General features: G+C 46.5%; 11 protein-coding genes and 1 pseudogene. 2 read left to right on the top strand and 10 right to left on the bottom strand.

The window, feature by feature from the left end; translation table 11 throughout:
• Positions 1-189: 189 nt before the first annotated feature.
• A complete protein-coding gene (locus tag ACNFVB_RS03620) occupies positions 190-360 on the top strand; it encodes a hypothetical protein (protein WP_201584815.1) in 171 nt (56 codons plus the stop codon).
• A gap of 66 nt (positions 361-426) precedes the next feature.
• Here ACNFVB_RS03620 and ACNFVB_RS03615 read toward each other — a convergent pair.
• The 8 genes and pseudogenes from ACNFVB_RS03615 to ACNFVB_RS03580 all read right to left on the bottom strand — a co-directional run.
• Positions 427-522 (bottom strand): annotated as a pseudogene (locus tag ACNFVB_RS03615) (DUF2256 domain-containing protein); the annotation flags it as partial.
• A 32-nt stretch (positions 523-554) separates the two neighbouring features.
• Positions 555-1,757, bottom strand: a complete 1,203-nt coding sequence (locus tag ACNFVB_RS03610) for a M48 family metallopeptidase (protein WP_430738132.1) — start codon at positions 1,755-1,757, stop codon at positions 555-557.
• A gap of 94 nt (positions 1,758-1,851) precedes the next feature.
• On the bottom strand, positions 1,852-3,036 hold the full coding sequence (locus ACNFVB_RS03605; RefSeq protein WP_430738131.1) for a YjgN family protein: 1,185 nt from the start codon (positions 3,034-3,036) through the stop codon (positions 1,852-1,854).
• A 151-nt stretch (positions 3,037-3,187) separates the two neighbouring features.
• On the bottom strand, positions 3,188-3,337 hold the full coding sequence (locus tag ACNFVB_RS03600) for a DUF2256 domain-containing protein (protein ID WP_430738130.1): 150 nt from the start codon (positions 3,335-3,337) through the stop codon (positions 3,188-3,190).
• Positions 3,338-3,352: 15 nt separating this feature from the next.
• Positions 3,353-9,499, bottom strand: a complete 6,147-nt coding sequence (locus ACNFVB_RS03595) for a DNA repair ATPase (RefSeq protein ID WP_430738129.1) — start codon at positions 9,497-9,499, stop codon at positions 3,353-3,355.
• Between the two features lie 220 nt (positions 9,500-9,719).
• Complete coding sequence (locus ACNFVB_RS03590) at positions 9,720-11,807, bottom strand: hypothetical protein (RefSeq protein ID WP_430738128.1); 2,088 nt, start codon at positions 11,805-11,807, stop codon at positions 9,720-9,722.
• Positions 11,808-11,925: 118 nt separating this feature from the next.
• Positions 11,926-12,582, bottom strand: a complete 657-nt coding sequence (locus ACNFVB_RS03585) for a hypothetical protein (RefSeq protein WP_430738127.1) — start codon at positions 12,580-12,582, stop codon at positions 11,926-11,928.
• A gap of 107 nt (positions 12,583-12,689) precedes the next feature.
• Complete coding sequence (locus ACNFVB_RS03580) at positions 12,690-13,685, bottom strand: Xaa-Pro aminopeptidase (RefSeq protein WP_430738126.1); 996 nt, start codon at positions 13,683-13,685, stop codon at positions 12,690-12,692.
• Between the two features lie 248 nt (positions 13,686-13,933).
• Between ACNFVB_RS03580 and ACNFVB_RS03575 the strand changes: the two genes are divergently transcribed.
• Entirely contained in the window at positions 13,934-15,010 is a 1,077-nt protein-coding gene (locus ACNFVB_RS03575; protein WP_430738125.1) for an RNA-guided endonuclease InsQ/TnpB family protein, read from the top strand.
• A gap of 59 nt (positions 15,011-15,069) precedes the next feature.
• Here the strand turns inward: ACNFVB_RS03575 and ACNFVB_RS03570 are convergent, their stop codons facing one another.
• Both ACNFVB_RS03570 and ACNFVB_RS03565 read right to left on the bottom strand, forming a co-directional pair.
• Positions 15,070-15,558 (bottom strand): META domain-containing protein, encoded by a 489-nt coding sequence (locus ACNFVB_RS03570; protein WP_430738124.1) that lies wholly within the window; start codon positions 15,556-15,558, stop codon positions 15,070-15,072.
• Between the two features lie 92 nt (positions 15,559-15,650).
• Positions 15,651-15,839 carry a hypothetical protein gene (locus ACNFVB_RS03565; RefSeq protein WP_430738123.1) on the bottom strand — a complete coding sequence of 63 codons (189 nt, stop codon included), beginning with the start codon at positions 15,837-15,839 and terminating at the stop codon, positions 15,651-15,653.
• Positions 15,840-16,102 lie beyond the last annotated feature (263 nt).

Raw genomic sequence — 16,102 nt, 5'->3', positions numbered from 1 at the left:
AGTACGCCGTTTTTTTATCTCTTAAACACAACTCAAAGAAGCTTTAACTTTTTTGTGCGACAACACTTATACCTCATCCTCTCAGCAGATGTTTACATTGTCTTTTCTTAAATATTCTAAATAGTTAATATTTCAATTCGCATATCCAGATTAGTTTTATTATATTTATAACTATAGATATAAAATGGCTTGTTTACTCTTGGGCAGTCACTATATAGCAGTACTGGTGGTGACGATTTATCATTTTATTATCAGATGGATATCAATGTTGAAGGTAATAAGTTGACTTTCATCGGCTATGAAGATCAAGATGAAGTACAAAGCAATGATGGCGAAGATGTCATATTTGATCGCCAGTAACAACTAATCTTTCAATTAACATGAAGTTCAGCTTATCGATTGGTAGGCTGAATTTTTTAATTTAGACTAATTATCCTTACCCTTCCCCCACCGACACCGCTCCGAACAATACACGACCTGCTCCCAATCCTTTTCCCACTTCTTGCGCCACGTAAACGGACGCTGGCAGACGGGGTAGTTTTTTTACGGTGGCTTTACTCACAAACCTGTAACCCCTCTTTAAAACACGTACTATATTTGTTTGCCATTTCAATTCGTAACTGAGTGTTTGGGTGGGTGGATAAGAAGTCAGACAGTTTGTCTTCTTCGGCAGATGCCTCGCTATCTGTGGTTTTCTGTTCTTTCTGATTTGTAGCCTCACTATCGTTTTCTTGATTTTCCACTGCTGTTGGATAATCTTCCATACGACTTAGAATATCTACAAAAGACTGTGGGTCGATACCAATTTTGAGCATTTTGTTAAATGCGAACTTGTCTGCTTCGGTCTCATATTGACGTGAATAGTGGTTTGATACCAAGGCAGTGCCCAATCCTGTCGCCAGCTCACTGATACCATCTGGATTGCCCAAGACCAATATCACAATCATAGTCGTTAGTGAATTTTGGGTTAGCATTTCTAAGCCATGACGCTCTACCACATGACCCATTTCATGCAACAGTACGGCGTCTATCTCATCGTTATTTTGACTTAGCTCAACAAACTTGTCCGTCAAAATAATATCACCAGATGGTAAGGCAAAGGCGTTGGGCTGACTGACGTCGCCGATACTCATATTGCGAAAATGAATCTGATAATCAATGTCATCATCGCCGCCAAACGGCTTCAGACGAGTATTAAATCGAGAGACAATCTGTTGTTGTTTAGCCTCACTGACTTGAGTGGGCTTTAAAAAATAACGATCCATAAAGTCCAAAGAGCGCTTGCCTATAAACGTGCCCGTCTGTTGCGGTAGGGCATGCGCAACCGCTTGGCTCGTCCAAGGCAAACCCCATTTTATAAAACCAAATGCAAATATCACGGTCATAACCAACATCGTCAAGACGCTGGTCATTTTCGTTTCATGATGATGTAAGCGTAAGCGCCACTTTGAGGCGGTATCGCTATTTTTATTACTCGTAATTAAACGATCGATAGCCTCATTATCCTTAGTCGTAAATAATGAGCCGTCAGCAAGTATGAGTTTTCGCTCCGTATTTCCTAAACGATCACTGATTTCAACGTGCGACCACTGACCACTAAGGAGTTGAAGCTTACCAGTATCCACATTGGTCTCATGGGCGACAATCTGTACTTTATACTGCGCGTTATCTACCGTAAGCTGAGCGGCGTGTTGGACTGAGCTGTCTTTTGGATGCCATTTGCCTAAGACTGTATTTACTGATGTTGATTGGGTCATAAATACTCTTATTATCTCCACGTGTAGGCGTCACTTTAAGATGGTAATCAATGATAGTAACGGTTGAAAAAAAGTGCCGCGTAATGGACGCTTTTTAGATAGCAATATCAATATCGACATCTAAAACATCGCCAATCTCTTCACCAATAGCAGACTGCTCTTGCTCTTTTTGAGTCAAATAGTGATTAATATCCAACTCTGAGGATTGTATCCACGAGTTGTCCGCGACATAGCGCGCAACACGAACTTTTGCCCAAGGCGTTGCTAAGCCAATAGTAAATAACACCAACAGCATATTTGTGATTAACACATAAAAATAACCACGAGCACTCACCGTTGATTTAAACGTAATCGCTTTATCCAGTGTCGTATTGGCAAATAAATACTCGCGTTGACGGCTAAATGAGTAGGCAGTCGCAAATAAGAAAGTGGCAATAAAACCAGCGAATAATGCAAGAAAGCCAACGATAAACCATGGGCTGGCATCCGCCCTTTCCATATTGCTAGACATATTGGTCAAGTTGACCTCTCCTGACATAGCAAACACCACTAATAGACCAGCGAGCACGGTAAGTAGCAACAAACCGCCTATAATAATGAGCACTCTTTTGAGCTGAATTTTTACAAATTTTTTAGTATGAAGATCCGTAAAGAACCTGCCTTGACCAAATCTCGTCTGCCCAATACGGTATTCCGATGATTTTTTAATAAAAAGCCCAAAGACAAAAAGACCTAAGCCAATGGCTGCTATTAACGCTGCTATAAATGCAATCAGACCAAACGTCGAACGAGCACCTTCATATATAGTTGATAATGATGATAAACAGCCAAAAATAAGCAGCGCAGTAGCGACATATCCCAATATAGGTATCAGCATATAGATAACATAAGCAGGTTTTAGAGCGCCGATAAAACCAAAACGTACGTTGCTAAAACTGGTCATGCGCATATTGAATTTTAAACTGCGCCAAATAATCCAAGGGACAAAAGCAAATAAAATAACAGGCAATATGATACTGATAAAAGGTAGAATAGAGCCAACAATCTGTATAGCAAGTAATATCAACACACCAATTAAATAACCAAGAAACAACTGCTTGCCTGTCGCATGGTAATCAAAATACCGATCTGCATACTCAAGATTTGCATAAAAATATCGACGTGTACGCACTTTTGCCCAAGGGTAATAAATACCAAAAGTGACGATGCACAGTAAAACATTCACAATCCATATTTTAAAAAATTCATTACCGCTACCATTAAACTGTATTTGCTTCATCCTATATTTATAACCTTATCACTATTGAGTTGATTCTGTATGCTGCTGGCTATTATGAATAACGCAGCCTCAATCTTTCATTTTACTTAAGCAATAAAAAATGATTTTTGGCTCACGATGAAAACCAACGCACCCTTATTTTGCTTTATATTTATCCATCAGCCTTACCCTTCCCCCGCCGACACTTCTCAGAACAATAAATCACTTGCTCCCAATCCTTTTCCCACTTCTTACGCCACGTAAACGGACGCTTGCAGACTGGGCAGATTTTTTGTGGTAGGTTTTGTTTTTTATGTGCCATGATGACCCTTACCGATTACTCATAATCATCAAATATCTTATTCAACCTGTTGAGGCTATTGACGATCAGCTTACCAGATTGATCAGTGCTGCTATCAATCGCCAGCTTCTCATCCATACGCATCGTTAGCGGTGCAAGTGCATCTTTTAGAGCGTGTGCTATCAGCGCGGCCTGCTCTGTGACATCGGTGGTCGATGCTTGATCGTCAGTACGGCTCGATAGACTCTGAGCCATCTGCTGTGCCAGTTGCTCGAGCGCGCCCACCAGTTGTACCATCAGCTGTTTTTGCGTCTCTTGGTTTTGCTTGAGGTACTCGCCTTCGGCTTTATGGTCGTGCTTGTAGAGCTGTGTGAGCTGGCTCATACTTTTTTCAAAGCCATTATCGATACTATCGCTGACGACTTTAGCATTGTTAATAAAGCTATCGGCAAGGATTTTTTGTGACTCAAGCTGAGCCTCTCGTTTTATTTGCTCAGCTGACTCGTTTAAACGCGCCAGCTGCTCAGGATCATTTTTTGTTACATAGCTCTCAAACTGACTGCTAATGGCATGAAAGCCGCTAGCAAGATCGACAAGCTGCGCGACGATACGTGCGCCGATATCGCCATCCTCGCCGCCCATGGCTTTGTTGCGTAAGAAGTCCGCTTTGATTTGCGCCCAACGTTCTTTTTCTGCGTCGGTTAAGGTACCGCGCATCTCGCCAAGCTTGAGCAAGTTACTCTCTGCGCCTTGGGTGAGTAGCTGCGACTCGCCCAAATAGTGATCATCGATTAGCTGATCCAGCTCTGCTTGATTCATGACGGCCGATAGTTTTTCGGTCATCTTATTCATATTGCGATAACTGCCTTGCAGTTTAAATATCGGCTCGGTGCGGTATTTATCATCTTGCGAGGCAGAGGCAATGTAGGCCTGATTGACATCAAGGATGACTGCTTGTACGGCAAACATATGACGCAAGACAGCAACAATTTCATTAACTTCTGAGGTGCTATACGGATAGCTCAGCTCGCTAGCTTGGGCTTGCGCGAGGTTTGCATTGTCGGCCTTTGCCATTTTGATGAGTCGATGCACATCGCTTAAATCACGATTGGCAAGGGGCGCGAGTACCTTGTTTGAGGTCAAGGCGTTTTCGATATAACTGAGCGCAAACACCTCCTCCATACCGCTCATGATATCGCCAAGATTATAGATATCGGCGCGGTTGGCGAGCATATCAGGGACTTTAAAGGCTTCGCCGCTTTCGGTATAGGGGTTACCCGCCATGACCACACAGAACTTTTTGCCGCGCATGTCATAGGTTTTGGTCTTGCCTTGCCAAACGCCATCGATGCGCCGCGTGCCATCGCCCAGTGAGATGAATTTTTGTAAAAACTCGGCGTGCGTATGCTGGATGTCATCCAGATAGAGCATGACGTTATTGCCCATCTCAAAGGCAAGGTTGATCTTGTTTAGCTCCTCGCGTGCGGTGGCGTTGGGCGCTTTTTCGGGGTCGAGGGACGTGACATCATGACCGAGCGAGGGGCAGTTTATCTTCATAAAAATAAGCCCTAAGCGACTCGCCACATATTCCATCAAGGTGGTTTTGCCGTACCCTGGCGGTGATATCATCATAAGGATACCCATCAGATCGGTACGCTTGTCCTCACCGACGGTACCCATTTGCTTGGCAAGATTGTCACCGATCAACGGCAGATAGCTCTCATTAATCAGGCGGTTACGCACGAAGGATGATAGCGGACGCGGCATAAACTCATTTAGCCGCAGCTCGTCTTTTGCCTCATGCAATATCTCAGTACGCATCGCCAGATAGCGCCTATAGGCCGGAATGACTTGGCTGTCGTGATGATGCAAACGGCTTAAAAAATCATCGACCGCAAAGGTGAGGGTCTGCTGATGAATACGCTGATGCTCGCCCAATAAGCTGCCCACCTGTATCTCAAGCGCCACCTTACTTGTACTACGTGCAAAGCTTTGTACTTGATTTAGCGGGTGCTTGCCATTGGATAAAGACGAGGATGCTGCTATAAAGGATAAGGTCGATGCCGAGGCCTGCTCCGGCGCCCTTGCATCAACGCTGACGCCCGACGTACTCAAGCGCTGCAATAAAGATGCGCGCATGGGGTCATCTAACTGGGTAAGCATAATAGCAATCGCTTCAGGTACATAATGGCGACCGATCTCCACCTGCTGCTGACGCCGCGCATCCTCTTCTGCTCGCTTAGTGCGCACATCTTCGCTAGGCGCATCACCATCATCAGCACTGCTACCATCTGTAGTCTGATCTGTAGCTATGCTATCTAGCAAAGCATAAAACCAAGTGGCTAGTAGCCCATAGGCAGATTTGGGCTGCAAGGTCAGCTTGCCAATAGAGGACTGCAGCTGCGTCATGCTTTGAGTAGCTTGCCCACCGCTTGGGTTAGCATCCAATGCTTGGCGCAGCTGATCACACAGCGCTTGCGCTTGCTGGCTGGTTTGCCATGATAATGATAGCTTGTGATCGACAGTATCACTATCTAGACCACTGGCGAGCATCCCACTTGCATCAGTGCCAGCCTGCCCCATGACACTGACCAAGTATTCGCAGGCTTGCTGTACGTGCTGGTGTTGAAAGATAGTGGCATTATTGCTATTGCTAGTATGATGACTATTACTGCTTGTATGGCTGCCATCATAAGCCGTAACAAACTCGCGCATGAGCATGGTCATATCAGCAATTAATAGCGCCTGCGCCCGATCGCTGCCAAGGCTACGCCGCAGCTGCTCGGCAGTCACCGCTCTATCGAGCCAGCTGCCGACTTGTATCAGCACGTTTTCATTTAGCCAAGTATCATAGCCAAAGGGTCGCAGAGCTTCTAGGCCAAGCGCTTGTACAAGGGACAGTTGCCAATAAAACAGCTGCGCCAGCGCGCGCACTTGCGGCGTATAAATAAGTAAACCAGCATCGCGTAGCGTGGGCAGGATTTGGAGCAATAGCAATGTGGCGTCATGATCATGAATGCCTTTGTCAAACCCAAGCTGATAACGCGGCGTGGCATAAGCTTTGACCAATGTGGCCAGTGGACTGCTGGCAGTAATCTCACCGCTGCTATCTATCGTATGAGCCGTATTGGCCATACTGACCGTGTCGTCATAAGCCTGATACAGACGCGCCTGCGTCAGGCCGTCTTGATTGTTTTTCGCGCTCTCGATGATGCGATAGGCCAAGTATTCAGCGCGGTACACCGTATCAGACTCAGAGGCGATACTCATGTCCCAATACGGGCGCAGCGCATTTAATTCTGCATTATCGAGCACTTCATAATAGTCGGTACCCGTCAGATGCAAATTGAGCACGCGCGTACCATCGGACTGCTGACGACTAAGCAGCGTTAAGTCCAGCGGCTGAGTGTTGACCGAAAAGCGATGACGGCCAAGCTTGATGATCTGCCCACCGTCTTCAAACAGATCCGACTTGTCTTTGAGGCTCTTATAGCTTTCAACCTGAATGGCTTTGAGGCGTGCGTCGATATCGTCTGCCTTGACGCTAAACCCCATCTGTTGTAAGTCTTTGGCGATGCTCCGTACTTTTTGTACCAGACCATCAGAGGCAAAGTAAGTATTGAGCGCTTCTTCCTCGGCAAATCCAGTGACGCCAGTGCTTTGGGTGCGTTTTTTGATACTCTCAAGCATTCGCAGTGCGCCATCGCCTAGGTTTTGCGCCCGGCGATTACGGGCATCGAGCAGCTGCTGTTTATGATTTTCAAAAGTATCAAAAATCTCTTCGCGCTTGGTGATGATATCTGCCAAAAACTGATCGCCGCCCCCCGTCTCAGGATCAGCAAACTGACTCTCAAGCTCCTCTAGCTGCACCAGTAGCTTGGCCATTTGCTCGTCTGATTTCTCCGGCGTATTGGCAATCGATAAGGCATTGGCAATCGACTGACCAAACAGCTTAAACTGCGCCCCAAATTGCGCAATCGCTTCGGCAGAACCTAAGCTTTTACGTTTATGATTGAGCTTGGCTTTGTTTTGATTGAGGCGCGAATAAATGGACGATATGTCATCGATGATTTGCGTACGGACGGTGGCATCAGCGACATCGAGGGTGCCGAGCAGCTCGGTCAACAAGTCCAGCCCTGCAGCGGTATCGTCGATTTGCTCAAGCACCGGTTTGAGCTCGCTATTGGTTTCGGCGGTGTCTAGACGTTCGCTGACCTCTGCTAAAATATCCTCATAGCTGGATAATGCCTCCTCACCGCTTAAAAACGTCACGGTTTTTTCGGCCAGCTCGCTCTCTGCTTCCTCCAATTGCTTTTGCAATGCTTGTAACTTATCACTATCTAAATAACGCAAGTCCTCTAAGCCGACCAGCCGACCTTTTTGCCGCCTGAGCGCCGATAACTGCGCCACATAGTCACTGGCTGACTCAAAATTTGTGATTTTTATTTGCCGTAGGATATTATTTTGCTGAGCGTCGGCCTCCGCTAGTGCTGCTTGGGTTTGTTTTTGAATGCTTTGGACTTTGGCAAACTCATCAATGACCAGCTCGGCGGTGGCGGTGACGTCTTTGATACTGCCTGCAATATCGTCCAGCTCTGGCTCGGACAACCAATAATAGCTATCAAAGAGACGGCTGGTATTGTCGGCGAGCTCTTCATAAAGCTTTTGCGAGACGCTTTGATTGTCAATGAGGCGAGTGATGCTATAAAGATCTGAGATACCACGTACCAGCTCTTTGTTCCCTATTTTGCCATAAAAGCTCGTGCTTTCAGGCAACTCGCTGACATACTCATGCGACGCATACGGCGTATGCCATATCTGCATTGGATGAATGCGTGACGGCTCATTTTGCGCACTAAACAGCACCAAACGGCCGTTTTCAGCCAGCGCCATGCCGTTACAATAAATGGGGTTTGCCAGCTGTTTTTTAATAAGGTTGTAAGGAAATAGCCCCGTGACGCCAAGTGCTCGGTCATAAAACAAAAACAATACATCTTCGCCATTGGGCGAGATGATCTTACGTTTAAACTTTAGGTTTTTGGCACCGACACTATTGGCATCGAACAGCTTATATTCGCCTGTCTGCAGATAGTAGCCTCCAGGGAAGATGATACCGTGATCCTCAGGCAGCTGCACACACGACTGCCCGATGGCATCCAGCCGCAGCACAGCCTCGGTCAAGGTGTTATAAACAAAGTAGCGATAGCTGTCCTCGCGATACGGTAATATCTTGAGCAAAATCAAGCTGCCCACCTTGGCATAATCGATCTGAGCATCGGTAAGCGACTGGGTGCGGTCATCGACCGGCTCACTATAGATGCCCTGCCCTGACTCGGTATTGTTTTCGATTTTGATGGTCAAGTCACCGCCAACCGTTTCCACAAATATGGTGTCTAGGATATTCATGTGCGGATATTTGCCATTGATCATCTGCTCACGCGTGGTCTCTATCCACTCAAAGTCATAGGCAGGCGGCAACTCAATATCGCGCTCACCGCGATTGTCGACATAAGCCACTTGCGCAGCCTCTGGTGTGCCTTCGCTAAAATCAAGCGCAAAGCGAAATACCCGAATATCGCTGATACGCTCACCGATCTGAAACGCCAGCAAAAGCTTGCTGTCTTTGACTGTCAGCTGCATAAGGCGCGTTTGCTTGTAATAGCGGTATAGCTCGTTGAAGTCTTGTACAAAAGCTTGCTGATCTAAAAAAGTCCCTGCCAACTCGACTTCTTCTAATTGATACGCCTCTTCTTGATTGGCTTGGCTTTTCTGCGCGCCCTCCTCAGCCGTATCGCCACCATCAGTTGCCTTGCTCAGACGATATAGCGATAGCACATCCTTGATACTACTGGCGCGCTTAAGCCCCATAAAGACGTTGTAACCAAACAGCAAATAATCACCGACCTGTACCATATCTTGCGCCACGCAGTTATATTCGGTACGAATGCGCGTGCGGGCAATCACTTGCATCTGTGTGCTGCCAAACTCTTGTAGGCGCGCATTATTTAAGGTCGCGGTTTGCTGCTCTAAGCGGCTACCTTGCTCGGTAAGGCGTTTTTTTATAAGCTCATAGGCGTTACCTGAAGCGACAGCCTGATCGGCTTGACTGCTGGGCTGGGCTTGATTGGCTTGGCTATCGTTGTCGGTGCTATCTAGATTGGTTGGGTTTTGCGTATCCGCCATCGTGAGTCGTCCACTTCTGTTTTTATATAATAAGAGAGTTTTGGGCAATAAGAAAAGATGAGATAAATCTAAGAAAATCTTGACTGGTCTAAAAAAACGAAAAGTAACGTTAAGCGACAAAGACGTGGATAAGCTTTTTTAGACCAGCCAGCTCAGTACTGTCATGAGCTGACCAAAAAAACCTGCCGCCACAGCAGCAGATTTTTGACTATCAAACATACTAATCATTATATTGAGTCGGCGCGTTATCTGACTTATTGGCTTTATTCATCGCCTGATTGGCCAGCACACCGTTGAGGATACCGCTTAGGGTATCTGACTTACCAGCAAGACCATCAATAGCTTTGCCGATAGAGAGTGATTTGGCAAAGTTGTCAAAGAAGTGGGCTTCGCCGCCGACGATATCGATTTTGGCTTTTTGGAGTGCCACTGCCAATACGTCAGCATTTTCTTTGGCAATCTCTTTACCTGCGTCAATAGAAGCCATGGCTTCTTGTAGCGCGGTCTCAAGCCCCATACGGAACTCCTCGTGCTCACGAGCCTCTTTACTCATGCTGCCCATGGCGTTGAACTTCTCAACCAGACCATCGGCCTCAGCTTGGAAGTGCGCACGCGTGACTTCGGCTTTGGCCAGACCGACGTCGCGTTCAGCTTTGGCATCCGATTCACCGCGAGCGGCAACGACTTGCGCATTAGCCATGCCGACATCACGCTCGGCTTTGGCATTAGACTCACCGCGAGCAGCAACAATCTCTGCATCGACCATACCGATGTCACGCTCAGCTTTTGCTTTAGAGGCACCGCGAGCCGCGATAACTTCGGCTTCAGCCATGCCTTTTTCACGGTCTGTTTGAGCCTGAGCCTGTCCCGTCGCTTTGATGACATTGGCTCTCGCAATACCTTCTTTTTCAAGCGACATGGCCTTAGCTTCTTGGATGGCCGCTTCGGCAAAACCATGTGCCGACTCTTCGGCCTTGATTCCTTCAGCCAGCTTAACTTTGGCCTCAGCATCTTTGGCCGCCGCCTCTAAATTGGCGTTGGCAAGCGTGGTAATCTCGATGGCTTTATGCTTGGCGGATAGCTCTTCTGCTTCTGCTTTTTTCACCTGACGCACTTTGAGCTCTTCTGCATCTGCCTCAGCGGCAAGGACGCGCGTTTGCTTGTCACGCTCCGCCTCACTAACTTCGCGGACTTCTTTGATGCGCTCTTCTTCTTGCGCCACGGTCTTATCGACTGCGATACGCTCACGGATGACGTTGGCGATTTCTTTTTTCTCAAGCTCAATCGCGCGCTCAGCTTCGATGCGCTGCAAGTCAACTTCACGCTCACGCGAGACGATCTCTAAATCCTGCGCTCGCGTCACTTTTTCTTGCTCGATGATGACGGCGCGCATACGGTTTTGCTCTGCAACCTCGATTTCGCGCTGCTGGTTTTCGCGCTGAATCGCCAGATCCTGCTCGACGATGATGATAGCGGTTTCTGATTTTTTACGCTCTTCTTCTTCAATCTTGCGCGTCTCGGCTGTTTCACGAGCGATGACTGACGCAATTTCGCGTTTTTGTTTGGCTTCGGCATCTGCTTGCTGACGCTCCAGCTCCAGCATCGCCTCGACGGTTTCGACGTTTTTCTTTTTCACCGCCAGCTCTTCGTCACGCTCAAGCTCATTGGTGATGACGTTTTGCATCGCGGTCAGCTGGGTGATTTTTTTGATGCCTTCAGAGTCCAAGATATTACTGGCATCCAGCGACACTTTTGGCGTTTGCTCCAGATAGTCAATAGCCACGTCTTCTAACACATAGCCATTGAGATCATTACCGATTTCTTGCACGATGCTGTCACGAAACTCGCTACGGTTTTCAAACAGTTTGACAAAGTCGATTTGTTTGCCGACCGTCTTTAGTGCTTCAGAAAATTTGGCATTAAACAGCTCATTGACCGCCACTTTATCAGAGGCGCGCTCCACCCCGACCGATTTGGCGACTTTGAGCACATCTTCTTCGGTTTCGTTGACTCGTAAATAAAACGCCACCGTAATGTCGGCACGCATGTTATCCGCACAAATCAAGCCTTCTTTACCGCGTCTGTCCACCTCTAAGGTGATAAGCGAGATACGCATCAGCTCTTTTTTGTTGATGACCGGCCAGACAAACCCGCCATCAAAGCGCACGGCGATTTTGTTCACGCCGTTGATAATGAGTGCTTTGCCTTGCTCAACCTTCACATAAAAGGCTTTGAGCATCAAAAGTGCGACCATCATAAAAACAAACGCCAGCACCACAACCACGCCGACGATAATGAGTTTGTCCATATTTATTCCTCTAATTAAAACATTCCAAGCGAATTTAAAACCCTTGCTCTATTTACTAAATGCTTATTTTTTATCTGTTATTAAGCCACCATTTACTGACCAATATCTTTGATGAGCATTATTTGTCTTCAACAGGCGTGACTCGGTAAGTGTTGGCATCATCTAAATACGCTACCAACACGACTTTATCGCCTTGTTTTAACTGATTGTCACTCATATCTGAGCGAATCTTGAGTATCAAGCCTGCGCCGCCATCATTGAGTACTGCCTCTCCATGCTTGTCAGTCACGCTCAGCGTACGCACCACAGCGATTTTGCCGATATTACTAGAAGCATTGCGTTTAGGGATTTTGGCGATGTTTTTACGAATTGGCGAGATAATAAGGCCAGTCAGCCACATCGATATCACCAAAACAAAAACCAGTGCCCCTGTACCAAATACATAATACAAAATGCCTGAGTCAACATTTTGGTGCAAAAAGCTGGTATACAGATAGCTAAGCAGCCAGCCGATAAGGCTAATAAGGGTTAAGATAATAATAAGCGGCACGCCATAAAGACCAAACTTGAGCATAAGACCGGTAAAAAAGCCCGTCGATGACAGATCGGAGATATCTGCCTCACCGCCAGCGTCGCCAAGCTCGACCGTATCCATGTCGGCCATGCCAAGTAACGATACCAGCCAATACAAGGTGACAAACATCACCAAACCCGTAAAGATCACTGTCGGATAAAGACTTATCTTAGTGATAAATACCGCAAAAGACTCCTGCATCAAACGCACACTCCTTATCCTACAACCAAACCGGCTATTGCAACCGACTTATGTTTCGTTATTACCGATTATACCTATTTATCAGGCTCAATATACAACTTTTGTCGTCAACGCCCCCAAACTGGCGAGCGTATCACCCCGCCATCTTGGCTGCTGATGGTATAGCTTGGATGACCAGACAGTGAGTGAATCACCACATGACTGCGCTGCGAGCCGTCTACATCTGGCGCATACGCTGGATAAACGGCGTACGTACCCGAAGGCGACAGACGCGCTGGCTCATCGAGCCCTGTATCTGCCAAATTGAGCACGTGCCCAGTCGTCAGCGTCATCACCGCAGCCTTGCTACCATTGAGATACGCCAGATGCCGTCCATCTACACTGAGCTGAGGACTGGCAGCATAGCCAGCGGTGGTGATAGGCACGGCCGTCTGGGTAGCAAAGTAATAACGATACAGACGAGGACTGCCTGCACGTACTTTGTCACTGACATAGACAAAGCTCTGAGCATCAGGCGCATAGTTGGGCTGTACCTCAGTGCTCGGTAATGTCGTTAATTGCTCTGTTTTCCCATCACTTAGACGCGTCTTATAAATATCTGCATTGCCAGCGACCGTTGAGCTATATAGCAGATGATGGCTATCTGGTGAAAACGAGGCAGACAGATTGCTCCCTTGCGCATTGACCACTAGGTTATGCGTATCGCGGTTACGGTCATGGATATAGATATTTGGGTGCTGGTTTGGCGCTTGTTTGCTATAGGCGAGCTGTTGACCATCAGCTGACCACGCTGGGGCATAGATATAACCTGTGATCTGATCAATGCGCTGACGATCACTGCCATCAGGACGGATACTGTAGAGTGCCGATACTTTGGCGCTTCCTACCCCTTGCTCTTCTACGTAAGCAATGTGTCCTTGACGATCAATGGCAGGCATAGCAGCAGTTAACGGGTTACTATCCACTACTATATTGTTCGGCTTTTTGATTTCAGTGCTAGGCAATGTCTGATAGCCAGTGAGAGCTGCCAGTATAGCGATCGTCGTCGCCCCTTTTATCATGATGTTATTCGTGGTTGGTTTCGACATAATGGTTTTAGACATAAAGTAGTATCCAGTGAAATCTATAAGGCATAACAGCAGCTTTACGCTAGTGTAGCGCAAAATTCGACAAACTTCGGATAAAAAAAGGCCCCACATATGAGTGAGGCCTTATCAAATCTAAACAGAGTGTTTATCATCTAACGCCGTAAAACCACGTCCTTCTAGGACGTGGATATCAGGCGTCAGCCATTGTCGCCCAGTATGGCGAACCCCTTGATACCCAAACCCATTAATATCATAATTATTCCATGAAAACGCTCAAGCTACGCATCAAAGACAAACATACTGCTCAGCTTAATATCTTGGCTGAGTCAGTTAATTTTGTCTGGAATTACGTCAATGAGCTAAGTTTTAAACATCTTAAGCGCACAGGTCAATTCTTTTCAGCTTATGATTTGGCCGCTTATACCAAAGGCAGTGGCGAGTATTTAAACTTGCACAGCCAAACCTTGCAAGCCATCTCTGAAACCCATGCCAAAAGCCGAAAACAGTTTAAAAAAGCCAAACTCAACTGGCGCACCAATAACCCAAAGGCCAAGAGAAGAAGCTTGGGCTGGATTCCTTTTAAAAAGACCGCGATTAAGCACTTAGCAACCCGTCAGTCAGGCAAGAAAAGCCTTAAATCTACTATTCAGCTAAGCCTCGCTAAAGGCAAAAAACTAATCATTGATATGTGGGACAGCTATAACCTCTCCCTCTACAACATCAACACTTGCGAATTGGTACAAGACAATCGTGGTCACTGGTACGCCTGTGTCACCGTCAAAGAATTTCCAAAGACTAAGTGTGGTACTGGCCAAGTCGGTATTGATCTAGGCTGTCAGGATTCAGCAGTCAGTAGTAATGGTGATCAGCTACAAATCAAAGTCACCCATCAATACGCAGAAAAACTGGCCATTGCCCAACGTGCTAAAAACAAAAAGCGGGTCAAAGCCATTCACGCCAAGATCAAAAACACCCGTCAAGATCTGATCCATAAATTCACATCAAAGCTTGTTAAGGCCAACAGCCTAATCGTTGTTGGTAAAATCAAATCAACATCATTCACTTCATCCAAACTGGCCAAATCCGTCTATGATGCTGGTTGGTTTGAGATTAAGCGGCAACTGGATTATAAATGCGCGAACGCAGGTTGCCACTATATTGAAGTTAATGAAGCGTACAGCACCCAAACCTGCTCGTGTTGCGGCTCTCGCCAAGACAGTCCGAAAGGTAGAGAAGGGCTTGGTATAAGAGAGTGGTTTTGTCGTTCTTGTAAAACGACCCATAACAGAGATGTTAATGGAGCAAAAAACATTCTCGCGGTCGGGCTTGGCCGTCTTTAATAGGAATCCCCTCACTTTAGGGAGGGGAAGAAGTCAAATTGCTCTTATACATCGTTAGCTTATTTAGACACAGCTTTAAAGTAAGCCACTTGATTGTCATTTTTGATGGTTAAGATTGGCACTTTTTTGGCGTTTTTGCTGAGGCTATACTTGCCTTGTACCGTGGCGACTGCTGCTGTATCGAAGCTGGCTTGCGGTTCAGGACAGGCCATCATTGTACTGATGCCATTTTTGATCTGCACATCACCATTGACGACACTGTAACCTGCGCTCATGTTGTTGCAGGTATTCATAAATGCGACATAGTTTCTACCGTTATCATTCATAAATCTCAAAGTGAGCGGCTTGGCTGGATCAAAAAATAGTGCAGTTACTCGCTCACCATTCATACGTTTGGCATCAACCAGCTGCCAGTTGTGCGCTTGAAGCGCCGTTTCGGTCACTGGCTGACTGACTGGCGCTGGGAGAGTCGCCGTCGTTTGACAACCAGCAGTAAGCGCACCTACAACAAAGGTGGCACCCATTATCATTTTTGTCATATTTTTCATACTTATTCCTTCTATTGAATTCAGCAAGTTTATCGCGTCTTAGGCGTGCGCTTAGGGCAACTGCTAAAGACCCAATCAAAATTTTTTTATTACTATAAATGATCTTGAGCAGTCGCGATATAGTGTCTCACCCAGCGCTTGCTGTCATTATTAATTGAGTTATTACTTGGCAAATATTTGTTGCCCGATACAATCGCGACAATGTTGGCAATTGAGGGTAAGCTCCAGTCATCCAACGCATCAAAAGCGCGATAACTTTTGATGATTTTGGCTGTTGACATTTCTCTCAAACCAAAACACCCCACTACATAGTGAGGTGTTTTTATCGTGCAACTATCGCATCTGATGACTGATATCACTTATCACAACGGTAGACACCACGTCAGTTTTGATAATTACATGCGCCACTGTGTTAGATCACATCTGTACCAGTTATGTTTGGCTCTTCATTAGCGAAGTATTACTATCGTTGTGTTAAAGCCACAGCTATTGGAACGTACCCTTCCCAATCACCATCGCTTATCCACACTTTTAGCATACCTGT

Source organism: Psychrobacter sp. VH5 (assembly GCF_050572635.1).
In the GTDB taxonomy this organism is placed as follows: Bacteria; Pseudomonadota; Gammaproteobacteria; order Pseudomonadales; family Moraxellaceae; genus Psychrobacter; species Psychrobacter celer.
The sequence above is the reverse complement of the archived record's forward strand: the minus strand, read 5'-3'. Positions and strand labels throughout refer to the sequence as shown.

Bases quoted from the DNA above. Each gene is read 5' to 3' on its own strand.
- ACNFVB_RS03570 (WP_430738124.1), bottom strand. From the start codon at position 15,558: ATGAAAAATATGACAAAAATGATAATGGGTGCCACCTTTGTTGTAGGT.
- ACNFVB_RS03590 (WP_430738128.1), bottom strand. From the start codon at position 11,807: ATGGACAAACTCATTATCGTCGGCGTGGTTGTGGTGCTGGCGTTTGTT.
- ACNFVB_RS03575 (WP_430738125.1), top strand. From the start codon at position 13,934: ATGAAAACGCTCAAGCTACGCATCAAAGACAAACATACTGCTCAGCTT.
- ACNFVB_RS03605 (WP_430738131.1), bottom strand. From the start codon at position 3,036: ATGAAGCAAATACAGTTTAATGGTAGCGGTAATGAATTTTTTAAAATA.
- ACNFVB_RS03595 (WP_430738129.1), bottom strand. From the start codon at position 9,499: ATGGCGGATACGCAAAACCCAACCAATCTAGATAGCACCGACAACGAT.
- ACNFVB_RS03600 (WP_430738130.1), bottom strand. From the start codon at position 3,337: ATGGCACATAAAAAACAAAACCTACCACAAAAAATCTGCCCAGTCTGC.
- ACNFVB_RS03565 (WP_430738123.1), bottom strand. From the start codon at position 15,839: ATGTCAACAGCCAAAATCATCAAAAGTTATCGCGCTTTTGATGCGTTG.
- ACNFVB_RS03585 (WP_430738127.1), bottom strand. From the start codon at position 12,582: ATGCAGGAGTCTTTTGCGGTATTTATCACTAAGATAAGTCTTTATCCG.
- ACNFVB_RS03580 (WP_430738126.1), bottom strand. From the start codon at position 13,685: ATGTCTAAAACCATTATGTCGAAACCAACCACGAATAACATCATGATA.
- ACNFVB_RS03610 (WP_430738132.1), bottom strand. From the start codon at position 1,757: ATGACCCAATCAACATCAGTAAATACAGTCTTAGGCAAATGGCATCCA.